The organism is Pseudomonas sp. C1C7, from assembly GCF_013359595.1.
Lineage (GTDB): Bacteria > Pseudomonadota > Gammaproteobacteria > Pseudomonadales > Pseudomonadaceae > Aquipseudomonas.
This window is the reverse complement of the sequence record NZ_JABFMP010000003.1, coordinates 219,661-235,816: the sequence shown is the minus strand read 5'-3', so window position 1 is coordinate 235,816 and position 16,156 is coordinate 219,661. Positions and strand designations below refer to the sequence as shown.

The following is a 16,156-nucleotide window of genomic DNA, read 5'->3' as shown; positions in this document are numbered from 1 at the left end:
CGCCGAAAAGGTTGATCGTGCTCATGAGCCAAGCCCCCCTCGTCCTGGTGGACGGTTCTTCTTACCTGTATCGCGCCTTCTTCGCACTGCCACCGCTGACCACCTCCAAAGGTCTGCCGACCGGAGCGGTCAAAGGTGTGCTGAACATGCTCAAGAGTCTGCGCAAGCAGTACCCGAACAGCCCCTTCGCGGTGGTGTTCGACGCCAAGGGCGGAACCTTCCGCGATGAAATGTACGCCGAGTACAAGGCCAATCGCCCGAGCATGCCCGACGACATGCGCGTGCAGATTCAGCCGCTGCACGACAGCGTCAAGGCCCTGGGCTTCCCGCTGCTATGCGTCGAAGGCGTCGAAGCCGACGACGTGATCGGCACCCTGGCGCGCAGCAGCGCCGCGGCTGACCGCCCGGTGATCATCTCCACCGGCGACAAGGACATGGCGCAGCTGGTCGATGGCCACATTACCTTGGTCAACACCATGACCGGTAGCGCGCTGGACGTCGAAGGCGTGAAGGAGAAATACGGTGTCGCTCCCGAGCAGATCATCGATTACCTGGCGCTCATGGGCGACTCTTCCGACAACATCCCAGGCGTTCCCGGCATCGGCCCGAAGACCGCGTCCGGCCTGCTGGTGGGCGTCAACGGTGGCCTGACCGAGCTGTACGCGCAGCTGGACATCGTCCCGACCCTGCCGATTCGCGGGGCGAAAACCCTGCCGGCCAAGCTTGAAGAGCACAAGGAAATGGCCTTCCTGTCCTACGCGCTGGCGACCATCAAGGTCGACGTGCCGCTGGACATCGAACTTGATGACCTGCAGATGGGCCCGGAAGACCAGGCCAAGCTGACCGAACTCTACAACCTGCTCGAATTCAAGAGCTGGCTGAACGACCTGCAACGCGATGCCAAGCGCGTGGAGCTGAGCACGGCCGCCGAGCCTGCGCCGGTAGTGGACCTGTTCAGCGCCGCCGAAGCCGTGGCTGAAGCGCCGGCGCCGGCACCCACGGCTGAAACCCGCTACGAGACCATCCTCGATCAGGCACGCTTCGACGTCTGGCTGGAAAAGCTGAACAACGCCAAGCTGTTCGCCTTCGACACCGAAACCACCGGCATCGACGCGCAACAGGCGCAGCTGGTGGGCGTGTCGTTCGCGGTGCAGGCCAACGAAGCGGCCTACGTTCCCCTGACCCACTCTTACATCGGCGTGCCCGAGCAGCTGGATCGCGACACCATCCTGCGCGCCCTCAAGCCGATCCTGGAAGACCCGAACAAACTCAAGGTCGGCCAGCATGCCAAGTTCGACATGAACATCCTGGCCAACTGCGCCATCGGGGGCGATCAGGCCAACGGTATCAGCGTGCGCGGTATCGCCTTCGACACCATGCTCGAATCCTACGTGCTCAACTCCACCGCCACCCGTCACGACATGGACAGCCTGGCGCTGAAGTACCTGGACCACACCACGGTGAGCTTCCAGGACATCGCCGGCAAAGGCGTGAAGCAGCTGACGTTCGATCAGATTGCCCTCGAGCAGGCCGGCCCCTATGCCGCCGAAGACGCCGACATCACCCTGCGTCTGCACGAAGCGCTGTTCGACAAGCTCAGCGCCATTCCGAGTCTGGCCAGCGTGCTGACCGACATCGAAATCCCGCTGGTGCCGGTGCTGGCGCGCATCGAGCGCCAGGGCGCGTTCGTCGATGCCGCGCTGCTTGGCGTACAGAGCATCGAACTGGGCGACAAGATGGTCGCGCTGGAGCGTGAGGCCTTCGAGATTGCCGGTGAAGAGTTCAACCTCGGCTCGCCCAAGCAACTTGGGGTGATTCTCTACGAGAAACTCGGTCTGCCGGTGCTTAAGAAAACCGCCAAGGGTCAGCCGTCCACCGCCGAAGAAGTGCTGGCCAAGCTCGCCGAGGAAGACTACCGACTGCCCAAGGTGCTGATGGAATACCGTTCCATGAGCAAGCTGAAAAGCACCTACACCGATCGCCTGCCGGAGCAGATCAACCCGCGCACCGGGCGTATCCACACCTCCTATCACCAGGCGGTGGCGTCCACCGGGCGTCTGTCTTCCAGCGACCCGAACCTGCAGAACATTCCGGTGCGCACCGCTGAAGGACGGCGCATCCGCCAGGCCTTCGTGGCACCGGCCGGTTACAAACTGCTGGCGGCGGACTACTCGCAGATCGAACTGCGGATCATGGCGCACCTGTCCCGGGACGAAGGCCTGATGAATGCCTTCCGCAACGATCTGGACGTGCACACCGCCACCGCCGCGGAAGTGTTCAAGGTCGAACTGGCCGACGTGACCTCCGATCAGCGTCGTAGCGCCAAGGCGATCAACTTCGGCCTGATCTACGGCATGGGCGCGCAGAAGCTCGGCAAGGACATCGGCGTCGACACCAAGACCGCCAAGGCCTACATCGACACCTACTTCGCCCGCTATCCGGGTGTGCGCCAGTACATGGACCGCACCCGCGCCCAAGCGGCGGAACAGGGTTATGTGGAAACCTTCTTCGGCCGTCGCCTGTACCTGCCGGAGATCAACTCCAACAAGCCGCAGGAACGCGCCGCCGCCGAGCGCACGGCGATCAACGCGCCGATGCAGGGCACGGCCGCGGACATCATCAAAAAAGCCATGGTGGCTGTGGATAACTGGCTGACGTCTTCCGGGCTCGACGCCAAGGTCATCCTGCAGGTGCACGACGAATTGGTGCTGGAGGTGCGTGAAGATCTGGTCGACCAGGTTCGCGATGAAATTCGCGGTTACATGAGTGGCGCGGCCAAACTGGACGTTCCACTGCTGGTGGAAGTGGGCGTGGGCAACAATTGGGATGAGGCTCACTGAGCCGTCTGTCGGCTAGTTTTCAGGTACGGGCGTACCCGCAAGGGAGTGTCGGTGGGATTCAATGCCCGGGACACCCCCGTGCGAGGCCCGGAATCACTGGGTTTGGCTGCGGCATAGTGCCGCGCCGGAGCGCCAGATCGCCTTTGGGGCGGAAAATTATTGGAACTTTTCCAAAGGCGTTGAAAAAAAATCTGAACTAATCTGAAGAAGCACCACTCAGAGATACTGAATGGCTGGTGAAGCCCTTCGATGCTCCTATGTTGTGTTAAGTGTTGGCAGATATCTGGACCCCGCCCTAGCGGTCTAGAACTTGAACCCCGGAACTTCCCCCTCCCCATAGAAGTCCGGGGTTTTTTTTGCCTGCAGAAAACTGCCCACGGTGCGCCGCAGACAGTTTCCGAGCCTTACTGCGCCTCTGCCTCGGCGCCTTTGTCCGCCAATTCCATCCAGTCCGCCAACACAGTGTAGGCCTCTTCCAGCCCCATGCGCTTTGGCGCCGAGAACAGCTGGATGGTCACGGCATCGCCCCAACCCTTGCGAATCTCCGACTGAACCTTGAGCAGCGTGTTCTTGGCCGCGCCATAGGTCAGCTTGTCGGCCTTGGTCAGCAGAATGTGCATCGGCATGCCGCTGGCGATGGCCCAGTCGAGCATCAGGCGGTCGAAGTCGGTCATCGGGTGACGGATGTCCATCATCAGAATCAGGCCCTTCAGACTCTCGCGGCTGCCCAGGTACGCCTCCAGGTGACGCTGCCAGTGCTGCTTGAGCGGAATAGGGACTTTTGCGTAACCGTAGCCCGGAAGGTCGACCAGACGGCGTTCATCGTCTAGCTTGAAGAAATTCAACAGTTGCGTGCGCCCCGGCGTTTTCGAGGTACGCGCCAGGCTGGCATGGGTCAGGGTGTTGAGAGCACTGGACTTGCCGGCGTTGGAACGCCCGGCGAAGGCGACTTCAAAACCTTCGTCATCCGGACATTGGTCGACTTTGGCGGCGCTGAGCATGAAGGTGGACTGTTGGCACAGACCGAGGATGGGATTCTTGAGTTGCATGGGATTTCCGATGTGGGCGGCGCCTGGAATGGGCGCGGCAAGCGGTGTCGCTTCCGTTTCAGTGACGCCAGTATATAATGCCGCAGATTTTGTGTGCGCTTTGTCCCAGCGTAGGACGAAGTTCACGAGAGCGACAGACCTTGATTGCGCACTAGAACGCAGAACGCTCTCAACCCTGAAAAGGTCGTTTTATGACGAAATGGCTGCTGGCTGCCGGACTTCTGATACCGCTTTACAGCGCTCAGGCTACACAGGATCCGGAAGCCGTGTACAACCGTGTTTGTGGTGCCTGTCATTCCGGCCAACTCCCCATGGCGCCCCGCAAGGGCGATCAGGAAGCTTGGACGCCGAGGTTGGCGAAAGGTATGGAGACGCTGGTGCAACACGTGACCCAGGGTTTCAAGGCGATGCCGCCGCGTGGTTTGTGCATGGACTGCAGTGCCGAGGATTACCGAGCCATCATCCAGTGGATGAGCGAGTAAACCCGGTCCATAACTCTTAACCCTTAGCCGTAGTTGGATTAGCTGATGAACAAACTGATCGTGAGTCTGCTGTTGACCGTGGGGATCTCCGGCGCTGCCTATGCCGCAGGTGAGCCAGTCAAACCTGGTGACGCCGCCGCAGGCCAGGCCAAAGCCGCCGTATGTGGCGCCTGCCATGGCCCGGATGGCAACAGCATGGCGCCAAACTTTCCAAAACTGGCGGGCCAGGGTGAACGCTACCTGACCAAGCAGCTGCATGACATCAAGTCGGGCAAGCGCACCGTTCTGGAAATGACCGGCCTGCTGACCAACCTGAGCGATCAGGACCTGGCGGACATCGCCGCCTACTTCGCCAGCCAGAAAGGCAGCGTCGGCGCCGCCGATCCGAAGATCGTCGCTCGCGGCGAAGCCCTGTTCCGTGGCGGTGACCTGGCCAAGGGCATGCCGGCCTGCACTGGTTGCCACTCGCCAAACGGCGCGGGCAACGCCGCTGCCGGCTTCCCGCATCTGGGCGGCCAGCACGCCCAATACGTTGCCAAGCAACTGACCGATTTCCGCAAGGAAGAAGGCGGCCGAAACAACGACGGCGACGCAAAACCAATGCAAAGTATTGCCAAGAAGATGAGCGATGAAGACATCGCCGCCGTGTCCAGCTACATTCAGGGCCTGCACTAAGACTGGCGAATCGGGCGTTGCATCAGGCACGTAGTACTGCCACGTTAACGCTCGATTAATCCGTGGTGGCAAGTATAAAAAGGGTGGCTTTGGCCGCCCTTTTTTGTGGCCGCTGCCGTTACACTACAGAACTCGGCCCCGCTCAGACCTGTCTGAAAACAGGTCGCGCGAGGCGATAAAATTTGCTCAGGAGTAAAGCATGCGTAATCTGATCATCAGCGCCGCACTGGTCGCTGCCAGCCTGTTCGGCATGACCGCCCAGGCCGCCGAAACCCCCGCCGCCCCTTACGTCGAACTGAGCAATCCGGTTCCGGTTGCCGTTCCAGGCAAGATCGAAGTGGTGGAGCTGTTCTGGTATGGCTGCCCGCACTGCTACGCCTTCGAGCCAGTGATCAACCCTTGGGTCGAGAAGCTGCCTTCTGACGTCAACTTCGTCCGCATCCCTGCCATGTTCGGCGGCCCGTGGAACGCACATGGCCAGATGTTCCTGACCCTGGAAGCCATGGGTGTTGAACACAAGGTTCACGCCGCGGTGTTCGAAGCCATCCAGAAACAGCACATGAAGCTGACCGACAAGAATGACATGGCCGACTTCCTGGCCACCCAGGGCGTCGACAAGGACAAGTTCCTGGCCACCTTCGACTCTTTCGCCATCAAGGGCCAGATCGTCAAGGCCACTGACCTGGCCAAGAAATATGAAATCTCTGGCGTCCCGACCCTTATCGTCAACGGCAAGTATCGCTTTGACGTAGGTTCCGCCGGCGGCGCTCAAGAAGCCCTGCAACTGGCCGACAAGCTGATCGACAAAGAGCGAGCAGCCACCAAGGCGGCCTCCAACTAAAAGGCTTTACCCACCATGCGCCGCTGGGGAAGTGAACGCAGCGTTGGCCTGCATGATCCGCGGGTCAACGAACATCATCTGCAATCGACGGGCCTTCCCGAAGACAGCCGTCTGCGTTTGCTCAGTTTCAATATCCAGGTCGGCATCAGCACCGAACGTTATCGGCATTACCTGACCCGGGGTTGGCAACATCTGTTGCCGCACACCGGGCGTGCCGACAACCTGCAGAAAATCGGCAATCTGCTCGGCGACTTCGATCTGGTCGCCCTGCAGGAAGCCGATGGCGGCAGCCTGCGCTCGGGCTACGTCAATCAAGTCGAACACCTGGCCCAGCTCGGCGCCTTCCCCTACTGGTATCAGCAACTCAATCGCAATCTCGGACGCTTCGCTCAGCACAGCAATGGCGTGCTGAGCCGTCTGCGGCCGTGGGCGATTGAGGATCATCCGCTGCCGGGGCCGAAAGGTCGCGGAGCGATTCTGGTGCGCTTTGGCGAAGGTGCGGATGCCATGGTGGTGGTGATGATGCACCTGGCGCTCGGTGCGCGGACCCGCAGCCTGCAACTGGCCTACATCCGCGAATTGATTGGCGGCTACAAGCACCAGGTGCTGATGGGCGACATGAACACCCACGCCAGTGACCTGCTGCAGAACTCTCCGTTGCGCGACCTTGGCCTGCTGGCCCCGCAACTGGAAGCGACATTCCCCAGCTGGCGCCCGCAACGCTGTCTGGACCACATTCTATTGAGCCCGAGCCTGACGCTGGAAAAGGTCGAGGTGCTGGCCCAACCCATTTCCGATCACCTGCCGGTCGCGGTAGAGATTCGTCTGCCGGGTTCGCTCACGGCCGATGCATTGCCCGCGTTGAGTCCTACCCTTCGCGGAACCCCTGAATGAGCGACGACGCCCAGCGCTGGAAAGAGAAATACCTCAAAAGCATCGAACAACAGGAAAAGCTCGAACGTCGCTGGGATGCCCGCCTCGACTTGCTGCGCCGTGGACTGGTGCGCAGCACGCTGGCAGCCGAAGGCACCGACCGCGCCGTCGATCAATGCATGAAGGAAATGCGCGAAGTCGTGCGCACCGACGACATGGACGCGGGCCTTGCCGCCCTGATTCCGCGCCTGGAAAAAGCCGTGCTCGACTCCGAGCAGCGCCGGGAAACCCGGATCAACCAGACCAGCGCCGCCCTGACCGCGCTGGTCACCCAGCTGCAAACCCTGCCCCTGCCTCGGGATGTCAGCCGCCCGCTGAAGAACTTCGCCAAACAGCTGGATAACCGGGTCAGCCAGGCGCGCGAGATGCCGTTGCTGCTCAGTGAGCTGAGCAGCCTGCAGGGCAAGGCCCTGAGTCAGCTGGAAGCGACACCGGAGCCCGACCGCCCCAGCCTGCTGCAGCGACTGTTCGGTCACCGTGAAGCCGACGAAGCAGCGCCGCAAACCACTCCAGGCGCCGAGCAGCCTGCAGCCCATCCGGTGGAAACCTCACGCGCGCCGGTTGAGGTCGAGTTGCACTTCGAAACCCGGGAAGCCGCCGACGCGGTTGTCGAACCACAAAGCGCACCAGCTGCGCCGGTCATCGAACCGACAGAAGTACAGCCAGAGCATGCTCCATTGCCGGAAACACAACCCCGGACAGATGAGCCCGAAGTCGCAGAAGCCGTCATCGAAGCCCCCGCGGCCCCGATCGAACCGGCCATCAACCCCGACGAGCTGACTCACGCCGAGCCCGCCGATACTTCGCACACCGAGTCCACCGCCGAGCCGACTGCCGAGGAGCCCGACCAACCGCCCGCGCCTGACGTGCTCTATGCCCTGCCCGATTCCCCCGAGCCGTCCTACAGCTCGGTGGCCAAGCACATCGAAGAGACATTGCTGGGCCTGCTCGACGACCTGGCGATCCCCGAGCGCCATCGCCCGCAGGCGGAGTCGATGCGCTACCGCCTGCAAAACGGCCTGAACTGGTATGAACTGCTACCGATCCTCGACGATCTGGCCACCTTGATGCTGGCGATCGCGGGCAGCGGCCAGCACGAATTCGAAACGTACCTGCAACATCTGAACGAACGCCTCGAGTCGTTCCAGAGCAATCTGCAAGCCGCCAGCGCCGGCCATGCCGACAACCGCTCCGCCGCCCAGGCCATGGACACGCAGATTCGCGAGCAAGTCGACGGCATGCAGAGCAGCATGCATGAAGCGTCCAACCTGGAAGATCTCAAGGTGGTGCTGGAAAACCATCTGGAAGGCTTGCTCGGCACCATGGATCGTCATCGCCAGCAGCGCAACGAGCGCGAGCAGGAAGTCGCGGCCCGCCTCAATGGCCTGGCCGAACGGGTGGCGCACATGGAACAGGAAGCCCTGGGCTTGCGTGAGCATCTGGAAGAACAGCGCCAGAAAGCCTTGATCGACCCGCTCACCGGCCTGCCCAACCGTGCAGCCTGGAGCGAGCGACTGGAGCATGAAATCGGCCAGTGGCAACAACACGGCAACACCTTGATGCTGGCGATGCTCGACCTCGATCACTTCAAGCGCATCAACGACAACTACGGTCACCTGGCCGGCGACAAAGTGCTGAAAATCATCGCCACGGTACTGCGCAAGCGCCTGCGCGGGACAGATTTCATTGCCCGGTTTGGCGGTGAGGAATTTGTTCTGCTGATGCCGTCGACGGTGCCAGCGGCGGGGATGAAATTGCTGGAACAGCTGCGCGCGTCGATTGAAGCCTGCCCTTTTCACTTCAAGGGCGAGCCGGTCACCGTCACCATTTCCATGGGGCTGACGGCGTTCAGATCCGGAGAAAGCAGCGATCTGGTGCTCAAGAGAGCCGATCAGGCGCTGTACCGCGCGAAAAATGCCGGACGCAATCGCGTGGAGCTGGGCTGAGGCGCAGCGCCGCATATGTTTAAAACTTTGTGAATGCCCGCCGCACGCAAGGCAGTACGTTACACTGTTGCATTACTGCCTTGCGTGTATTGCCCAGCCATGAAATTTTCCGCGTTCATCATCCTGTCACTGCTGCTTCTGGCCGGTTGCGCCAGCGGCCCTCGCTACGACACCAGTCACCCTTCCGCCAATCACGACAGTCGTATCCAGTTCGTGGTGCTGCATTACACCTCCGCCTCCCAGGAACGTTCGCTGCAATTGCTGACCCATGGCGAAGTCAGTAGTCATTACCTGATCGGCGACGACAAGAAGGCGACCATCTTCAAACTGATGGACGAAAACCAGCGCGCCTGGCACGCCGGAGAAAGCCAGTGGCAAGGCCGGACCTGGCTGAACTCGAGCTCCATCGGCATCGAAATCGTCAATCCGGGTTTCAAGGACACCCCCACCGGGCGCCTCTGGTATCCCTACAGCGAAGCGCAGGTGGAATCCTTGATCGTCCTGCTCAAGGACATCACTTCCCGCTACCCCATCAGCCCGCGCAGCATCATCGGCCACAGCGACATCGCGCCCTTGCGCAAACTCGATCCCGGACCGCTGTTTCCGTGGAAGCGTCTGGCGGCGGCGGGTTTCGGCATCTGGCCCAACGAGCAGGCAGTGGCGCGCCAGCAGCTACAATTTGAAGCGCAGCCGCCGAGCATCAGTTGGTATCAGGCGCAGCTGGCCCGCTTCGGTTACGAGATTGCGCAGACCGGCGAACTCGATGTCGCCACACGCCACGTGATCGCAGCGTTCCAGATGCATTTCCGGCCATCGCGCTTCGACGGCACGCCGGATGCGCAAACAGCGGCCATGCTGCTGGTGTTGAATCAGACAAAATAAATAGCGACGGCCGCCCGACGGTCAGCGCGCCATGTCAAATCTGCAGCTATAACTCATTGGTAATTCGCCGGATATTCCACGATGCCTGCTGCCAGAGAGACATTACGTAGTTGGTTCTATCGCCCCTGGTTTCTGGCGATGATGGCGGCTGTCCTGAGCGCAACCCTATTGATGGCGGGCAGTTTCTTCATCGCCCTGCACCAGATCCAGCAGAATGAAAGCCAGGAAATGAACGCCCAGGGCGAGCGCTTCCTCGCCCGCCTGGAGCAACTGTTCGGGCAATTGCGCGAAAGCCTCGACGACCTGGAAGCCCAGCCATTGCGTGGTTGCGATGACGAGATGATCGCGACCCTGCAGCAGGTCACCTTCAACTACCGCTTCGTCTACGAAGCCGCGTACATGGACTCCTCGCGCATCTGCTCCAACCGACCGCGTCAGGAAGGGTTGTCGCTGATACGCCCTCCCGACATCAAGGGCCCCACCTACAGCTACTGGCTGAACACCACCCTGGAACCCGATGAAAACCGCGCCGCCCTGATGCTCGGGCGCGGCAATTTCCGGGTCGCCACGTCCCGTGGACATTTGACCGACATGGTGGACTTGTCACCCGGCAGCAGCCTGCTGGTGGTGCTCGACCGTGGCACCCGGGCGATTCCCGTGCTGGGCGCCTCGCAGGCATGGCCGCCGTCGGAGCACTGGCCACCGAAGAGTCGGGACGCCCTGCAAGTCACGCAGAAACGCCTGATCTATCGCATGCCCACCGACAACCCGGAATACCAGCTGGTGTTGATCAGCCCGCGCGGCGGCACCCACATTCCGCCGATGTGGTGGTGGCTGCTGCCGGTGTGCCTGAGCCTGTCCTTCTGCGTGGGGTTCCTGGTGTTCCTGCTGGTGCGTCAGCGCCAGTCCCTGGATGCAGAGCTGACCGGCGCCATTCGCCGCGGCGAATTGCAGGTCCTGTACCAACCGATCTTCGACCTCGACAGCCGCAACTGCGTCGGCGCCGAAGCCTTGCTGCGCTGGCGACGACCGGACGGCACCCTGACCAGTCCCGACCTGTTCATCCCGATGGCGGAGAACACCGGACAGATCCGGCAGATGACCGACTTCGTCCTGCAACGCCTGCTGGAGCAACTGGGGCAGCTGTTGCGGGCCAATCCGCAGCTGTATATCTCGGTCAACCTCGCCGCGTGCGACGTGATGGTGCCGCGCATCGGCCAGGTCATGGCGCGCTTGCTGACCCTGCACCGGGTCGCCGCCCGGCAAATCGCCTTCGAGGTCACCGAGCGCGGGCTGATCGACGTGGTGGTGGCCCGGGAAAACCTGCAAGCGCTTCGCGACGTCGGGCATCAGGTGCTGATCGACGACTTCGGCACCGGCTATTGCAGCCTCGCCTATCTGCAGACCCTGCCGGTGGATTGCCTGAAGATCGACAAGGCTTTCATCGATGCGCTGGGTCATGACGCAGCCAGCAGCGGTGTCGCCCCGCACATCATTCATATGGCGCAGTCGCTGCATTTGAAGGTGATCGCCGAAGGCATCGAGCATGAAGCCCAGGCAGAACTGCTGAGCAGTGAAGGGGTGAAGTTCGGTCAGGGCTGGCTGTTCGCCCACGCCTTGAGCGCCGTGCAGTTCATCGAACTGATTACCCGTGGCCGCCGGTTTGCCAGCCGGCGTCTGGATGATGAGGCGTAAGACGGGCTAGACGGTCAGCGCCATGTAGAACTGCGTGCCCTGCCCCGGCCGCGAATAAACCCCCATCCGCCCGCCGTGCAACTGCACGATTTCCTTGCACAACGCCAGGCCGAGCCCAGCTCCGCCTTTCTTGCGGCCGACCTGCACGAAGGGCTCGAAGATCCTTCCCTGCTGCCCGTAGGCAATGCCCTCGCCGTTATCTTCAACGCTGATGATCACCCGATCGCCATGGCGCCGTGCCTGCAAGCGGATCAGGCCGCCGGCGGCGGTATGGCGCAGGGCGTTGTCGATCAGGTTATCGAGCACTCGGTCCAGTTGTGGCTGATCGGCCTGCAGACGCGGCAGCGGGCCCTGCACCTCCACCAGCAACTCGATGCCCTTGAGCTCGGCGTCATCGGTGAAGCGTGTCTGCGCCTGCTCCAGCAAATCGTCGATGGAGCACGGCGCGAGGCTGAGCTTCTGCAGACCGTTCTGGTAGCGCGAGAAATTCAGCAGGTCGTTAATCAATTGCATCAGGCGCTGCATTTCTTCGTTCACGGTATCCAGCAGATCGGCTTCGCGGGAGTCCGGATCGAAGCGCGCGCGCTCGCGGAACAGGCCGAACGCCATGTGCATGCCGGTGACCGGCGTGCGCAACTCGTGGGAAGCGCGCAGCACGAACTCGCTACGCACCCGTTCGAAGGCACGCTGCTCGGTGACGTCATGCAGCACCATCACTGCGCCGAGAACCTGGCCTTGGGTATGAACCACAGGCGTCAGGCTGAAGGTCAGCACTCGGGTTTCGCCGTCGACCTCAATGCTCAGGTCCTCCGGCGGACGCTCCAGGGTGCCGCCACGCAGCACCATCTGCAGTTGCTCATCGAGTTCGGGACGTTGCAGGGCCACATCCAGCGCCTGCCCTACCCGGTCGGCCTCCCAGCCCAACTGGCGCTGGGCCACCGGGTTGAGGTGCTCCAGACGCCCCTGGCGATCGATCATTAGCAAGCCGTCGTCGATGCTGTCCAGCACCGCCTGCAAGCGCTGCTGGCCGGCCAGCAGTTCATCGACATTGGTGGCCTGATGCTCACGCAACGCCTCGGCCATGATCCCGAAGCGGCGAGTCAGCTGGTTCAGTTCAGATGCCGAGGACACCGGCAGCGTGACGTCGAAATTGCCCTGTCCGATATCGTCCGCGGCCCGCGCCAGCGCCTCGATGGGCCCGCCGAAACGCCGGGCGATGGCATGGGCGGTGGCGAAACCGATGATCAACACCGCCAACCCGACCAGCCCCAGCAGGCCGGCGATCAACAAGGCCCGCTCGCGAGCCTGGCGCTCGGTATCGCTGATGCTGTCCAGGGCACGCTTGTGCTCGGCAATCAGGCCATTGCGCAAGGCGTTGAATCGTTCGGTGAGTTCGTCGTTGCTGTTGAGCACCTGAGTGGGATCAGGCGAGGCTTCGTACGCCTTGATGAAACTCAGGTAGTCCGCCTTGGCTTTCTGGAACCCGTTTGCGCTGCCCTCGTTCTCCGGCTCCTGGGCAATGCCTTCTTCCAGCAACTTCAAATATTGCTGTTTGGACGCCTCGAAAGCCCCTGAGTCTGGTTTCTCGCTGAGCATCACGAGCAGCTGATCGCCCAGCGTCTGGCGCAGCTTGAGGCCGATATCCAGGGTGACGAAGTTGTTGCGCACCAGCGCTTCCTGGGTCCCGGCCATCTGCATCACGCTGACCAGCCCGAGCAGCAGGCCGAGCAGCGCGACGGTGATCAGCGCGGAAATGCTCAAGAACAGCCGGGTCCGCAACTTCATCGCCAGTTTCATTGGCGGCGTCTCACAAGTTGTACTGTTTGCGTTTGCGGTACAGCGTCGATGCATCGATGCCTAACGTCTTGGCTGCCTGATCCAGCGTACCGGCGGTGGCGAGGACCGCACCGATGTGGGCTTTTTCCAGTTCATCCAGACTCAGGGCAGCGCCGATGCGCGGTGCGTTGTTGACCGGCGTTTCCGCCATTCCCAGGTGGCTGACCTCAACCTTCTCCTGCGCGCAGATGATGCTTGCGCGCTCCACCACGTTGCGCAGCTCACGGATGTTCCCGGGCCAGCGATAACCCAACAGCGCTTCGCGGGCCTCTTCGCTGAAGCCCCGGGCCGGGCGTGCGTACTCTTTGACGAAGCGCGCCAGGAAGCGGTCGGCAAGGTTCAGGATGTCCTCGCGGCGCTCGCGCAGTGGTGGCAGGTGCAGGGTAATAACGTTCAGGCGATAGAGCAGGTCTTCACGGAAACGGCCGTCGCGGACCATGTCTTCAAGGTTCTGGTTGGTGGCCGCGAGGATGCGCACGTCGGCACGGCGGGTGACCGGGTCACCGACCCGCTCGTATTCCTTGTCCTGGATGAATCGCAGCAACTTGGGTTGCAGAACCAGGGGAAAGTCGCCGATCTCGTCGAGAAACAGCGTGCCACCATCGGCCTGATTGACGCGTCCGAGGGTGCTTTCGCTGGCCCCGGTGAACGCGCCGCGGCTATGGCCGAACAGTTCGCTTTCCATCAGTTCGGCGGTCAGTGACGGGCAGTTGATGGTGATGCAGGACTTCTTCGCGCGTTTGCTCCACCCGTGAATAGCCTGGGACAGTTCGCCTTTACCGGTGCCCGACTCGCCGAGGATAAGAATGTTGGCGTCAGTGTTGGCGACCTGGCGGGCGGTTTCCAGCACCACTTTCATCGCCGGGCTGTGGGAGTCCAGACCGTCCTTGGCTTTGCGCACCTCGCCTTCCAGCGCTTCCAGGCGCGCCGACAGCTGTCGCACTTCCAGTTGTTTGGCGGTGGCCAGCCGCAGTTGATCCGGGCTGCAGGGTTTGACCAGATAATCGGCGGCACCGGCCTGAATGGCGTCGACAGCGGTGTCCACCGCCGAGTGCGCGGTGACGATCACCACGCGCATCCACGGCGCCTGGATACGCATCTGCGCCAGCACATCGAGGCCGTTGTCCTCACCCAGCCGCAGATCGAGGAAACACAGATCGAAGACCTGACGCTGCAGCAGCACGTCGGCCTGCGCGGCGCTGTTGGCGGTAGCCACGCTGTAGCCTTCGTCTTCAAGGCAATAACGGAAAGTACGCAGGATGGCGGACTCATCATCCACCAGAAGAATACGGCCCTTATGTTCCGTGGCTGATTCCATTTTCCTACGCTCCTTAATGAATGGTCTTGGTTTAGTCCCGGAAAAATCGGGCAAGTTGCATGGTTCATTCTGATCCATTCCTGCGCCGACAGGATAGTTATCTCCCGCCACGCCGGTTTGGACCTCGATTGCGCGAGCCTTTTATAGATAGACACTTATCAAAGGCCCGACCGCATCTTTTTCTGACAGCAGCGCCCTGCTCTCAATTCAAAAATATTGCGACGACAGCGCAGGCGATCGTGCATTACGCACGACCGCGAAAAGCCGCATCGTGCAGGATGCGTCCGAAAGTCAATTCGCCATCAACATAACCAATTGATTTATAAAGATTTTTTAGAAGAAAAAATCTGGCACGCCGGCTGCAATAGCTCAGATATCGCAGGGCAAATAACAAAGCGCCCTCAACCGATTACCCCAAAGTGGGAGGAGCTTCAGGATGAATCGCCAACGTGCCACCCAATTGCGGCTATCACCCTTGTATCTGCAGCAAGGTCTGTTTGCCGTATTGGCGCTGCTGATCACCTTGATTGCCGGTCAGCAATTTTTGCGCTGGGAACAGAGCCAGCAGCAGGAAGGGCCAAGCGTGTCGTTTCAACACCCGACCCAAACCCACTTCAGCGCTGCCAGGAGCGGCATGGACGACACCTATTCGATGCGAATGATGGATGTCGACCAACACCAGACGATGGATGAGTCGCCTCGTCAGGAACGCTGGGTGTTCTAGGTTCACACACCTGGCGCACTCAATACGCCAGGAACGCAGCACCTCTAAATAAAGAAAAGCGTAAGGAGAATCACCATGTTGAGCTGGGCAATTACATTCTTGATCATTGCCATCGTCGCTGCCGTACTGGGCTTCGGTGGTATCGCGGGCACCGCCACGGGTATCGCCAAGATTCTCTTTGTCGTGTTCCTGGTGATGTTCATTGCTTCCTTCTTCTTTGGTCGCCGTCGCGGCTGACGAATGAACTTGTTCGAGTTGAGTTGATCTATCCGCCGTCCGGACGGAATCCGGATAAATGACAAAGAAAGAGGCACCGCGCTTCTTTCCCAGTGCGCCCACCCGAGGAAGGCAGGCGCATGACCAGGGGGTCGGGACGTTCTGCCTGTTTCAGGGGCGGAGTGACCTACGGGTACAGGGAGTACCTGCGAAAGGACCAGGTCAGGAAAAGCTGCGACGCAAGTTCGTTGGTCGTTCATGAATCGACGAACTTGCGGAGAGCTTGTAAACGCAAAGCGTTGAATTAGAGCGATCCATCGGTTTGCTGTCGAACCCCGCCATCACCCCTCCTTCATCGCCTGGAAATCTTTTTTCCAGCCGTTCCCTTGCGACCGTATATCGAGAAAAGACGCCATAACCGCGCGGGAATTTTGTCGCGCGCGACGCAGGATTTTCCCAAAATTCACGCCTCACTCGCCTGATCAAAAAATACTCAATTAGCGCTGTAATGGCCGGTTCACGGCACCTATGTCTGCCGAAATGTCGTATTCGAACCGATTGCGACGTCGCTTTCAGCTAAAAGACCTCATGCCGATTCGGCATAGGGTAGGCGTTTACGGCATTAGACGTCGCTTCCTTGCATCGGAATAGTTGCGCCTTTTTTCGCCTGCCAGAGAGCCATAACAAGCGCTCCGGGGCTCCTTATACGGGGGCGGTTG

13 protein-coding genes are annotated in these 16,156 nt (G+C 61.0%); 10 read left to right on the top strand and 3 right to left on the bottom strand.

The annotated features are described in order from the left end of the window. The first annotated feature begins 23 nt into the window (after positions 1-23). Entirely contained in the window at positions 24-2,840 is a 2,817-nt protein-coding gene (polA, locus tag HNO86_RS04095; RefSeq protein WP_175375747.1) for a DNA polymerase I, read from the top strand. 404 nt (positions 2,841-3,244) lie between these two features. Here the strand turns inward: polA and yihA are convergent, their stop codons facing one another. Next, positions 3,245-3,889: a ribosome biogenesis GTP-binding protein YihA/YsxC gene (gene yihA / locus HNO86_RS04090; RefSeq protein WP_175375746.1), complete on the bottom strand. Its 645-nt coding sequence runs from the start codon at positions 3,887-3,889 to the stop codon at positions 3,245-3,247. Between the two features lie 191 nt (positions 3,890-4,080). On the opposite strand from yihA, the gene HNO86_RS04085 reads away from it, so the two are divergent. The 7 genes from HNO86_RS04085 (at position 4,081) to HNO86_RS04055 (ending at position 11,343) form a co-directional block, all read left to right on the top strand. After that, the gene (locus tag HNO86_RS04085; protein ID WP_175375745.1) at positions 4,081-4,371 is read left to right on the top strand and encodes a cytochrome c5 family protein; all 291 of its coding nucleotides are present in this window, start codon (positions 4,081-4,083) and stop codon (positions 4,369-4,371) included. A 45-nt stretch (positions 4,372-4,416) separates the two neighbouring features. Next, positions 4,417-5,046: a cytochrome c gene (locus tag HNO86_RS04080; protein WP_175375744.1), complete on the top strand. Its 630-nt coding sequence runs from the start codon at positions 4,417-4,419 to the stop codon at positions 5,044-5,046. A 199-nt stretch (positions 5,047-5,245) separates the two neighbouring features. Next, entirely contained in the window at positions 5,246-5,887 is a 642-nt protein-coding gene (locus HNO86_RS04075; protein ID WP_175375743.1) for a thiol:disulfide interchange protein DsbA/DsbL, read from the top strand. Positions 5,888-5,902: 15 nt separating this feature from the next. Further along, on the top strand, positions 5,903-6,781 hold the full coding sequence (locus HNO86_RS04070; RefSeq protein WP_175375742.1) for an endonuclease/exonuclease/phosphatase family protein: 879 nt from the start codon (positions 5,903-5,905) through the stop codon (positions 6,779-6,781). After that, positions 6,778-8,766: a GGDEF domain-containing protein gene (locus tag HNO86_RS04065; protein WP_175375741.1), complete on the top strand. Its 1,989-nt coding sequence runs from the start codon at positions 6,778-6,780 to the stop codon at positions 8,764-8,766. The genes HNO86_RS04070 and HNO86_RS04065 overlap by 4 nt, the downstream gene beginning before the upstream one ends. A gap of 99 nt (positions 8,767-8,865) precedes the next feature. Next, positions 8,866-9,648, top strand: a complete 783-nt coding sequence (locus tag HNO86_RS04060) for an N-acetylmuramoyl-L-alanine amidase (protein WP_175375740.1) — start codon at positions 8,866-8,868, stop codon at positions 9,646-9,648. A gap of 81 nt (positions 9,649-9,729) precedes the next feature. Beyond that, complete coding sequence (locus HNO86_RS04055) at positions 9,730-11,343, top strand: EAL domain-containing protein (protein ID WP_175375739.1); 1,614 nt, start codon at positions 9,730-9,732, stop codon at positions 11,341-11,343. Between the two features lie 6 nt (positions 11,344-11,349). On the opposite strand, the gene HNO86_RS04050 is transcribed toward HNO86_RS04055, so the two are convergent. Beyond that, positions 11,350-13,140, bottom strand: coding sequence for a KinB sensor domain-containing domain (locus tag HNO86_RS04050; RefSeq protein WP_175375738.1), 1,791 nt, complete (start codon positions 13,138-13,140; stop codon positions 11,350-11,352). Positions 13,141-13,150: 10 nt separating this feature from the next. Beyond that, a complete protein-coding gene (gene algB / locus HNO86_RS04045) occupies positions 13,151-14,497 on the bottom strand; it encodes a sigma-54-dependent response regulator transcription factor AlgB (RefSeq protein ID WP_175375737.1) in 1,347 nt (448 codons plus the stop codon). 436 nt (positions 14,498-14,933) lie between these two features. Between algB and HNO86_RS04040 the strand changes: the two genes are divergently transcribed. Further along, positions 14,934-15,221 (top strand): hypothetical protein, encoded by a 288-nt coding sequence (locus HNO86_RS04040; RefSeq protein WP_175375736.1) that lies wholly within the window; start codon positions 14,934-14,936, stop codon positions 15,219-15,221. Between the two features lie 75 nt (positions 15,222-15,296). Then, complete coding sequence (locus HNO86_RS04035) at positions 15,297-15,458, top strand: DUF1328 domain-containing protein (protein ID WP_175375735.1); 162 nt, start codon at positions 15,297-15,299, stop codon at positions 15,456-15,458. Positions 15,459-16,156: the final 698 nt, after the last annotated feature.

Excerpts from the sequence above, each read along its gene's own strand:
- HNO86_RS04080 (WP_175375744.1), top strand. The coding sequence starts at position 4,417 with ATGAACAAACTGATCGTGAGTCTGCTGTTGACCGTGGGGATCTCCGGC.
- HNO86_RS04060 (WP_175375740.1), top strand. The coding sequence starts at position 8,866 with ATGAAATTTTCCGCGTTCATCATCCTGTCACTGCTGCTTCTGGCCGGT.
- HNO86_RS04040 (WP_175375736.1), top strand. The coding sequence starts at position 14,934 with ATGAATCGCCAACGTGCCACCCAATTGCGGCTATCACCCTTGTATCTG.
- HNO86_RS04035 (WP_175375735.1), top strand. The coding sequence starts at position 15,297 with ATGTTGAGCTGGGCAATTACATTCTTGATCATTGCCATCGTCGCTGCC.
- HNO86_RS04070 (WP_175375742.1), top strand. The coding sequence starts at position 5,903 with ATGCGCCGCTGGGGAAGTGAACGCAGCGTTGGCCTGCATGATCCGCGG.
- HNO86_RS04055 (WP_175375739.1), top strand. The coding sequence starts at position 9,730 with ATGCCTGCTGCCAGAGAGACATTACGTAGTTGGTTCTATCGCCCCTGG.
- yihA (WP_175375746.1), bottom strand. The coding sequence starts at position 3,889 with ATGCAACTCAAGAATCCCATCCTCGGTCTGTGCCAACAGTCCACCTTC.
- HNO86_RS04085 (WP_175375745.1), top strand. The coding sequence starts at position 4,081 with ATGACGAAATGGCTGCTGGCTGCCGGACTTCTGATACCGCTTTACAGC.
- HNO86_RS04065 (WP_175375741.1), top strand. The coding sequence starts at position 6,778 with ATGAGCGACGACGCCCAGCGCTGGAAAGAGAAATACCTCAAAAGCATC.
- algB (WP_175375737.1), bottom strand. The coding sequence starts at position 14,497 with ATGGAATCAGCCACGGAACATAAGGGCCGTATTCTTCTGGTGGATGAT.
- HNO86_RS04075 (WP_175375743.1), top strand. The coding sequence starts at position 5,246 with ATGCGTAATCTGATCATCAGCGCCGCACTGGTCGCTGCCAGCCTGTTC.
- HNO86_RS04050 (WP_175375738.1), bottom strand. The coding sequence starts at position 13,140 with ATGAAACTGGCGATGAAGTTGCGGACCCGGCTGTTCTTGAGCATTTCC.
- polA (WP_175375747.1), top strand. The coding sequence starts at position 24 with ATGAGCCAAGCCCCCCTCGTCCTGGTGGACGGTTCTTCTTACCTGTAT.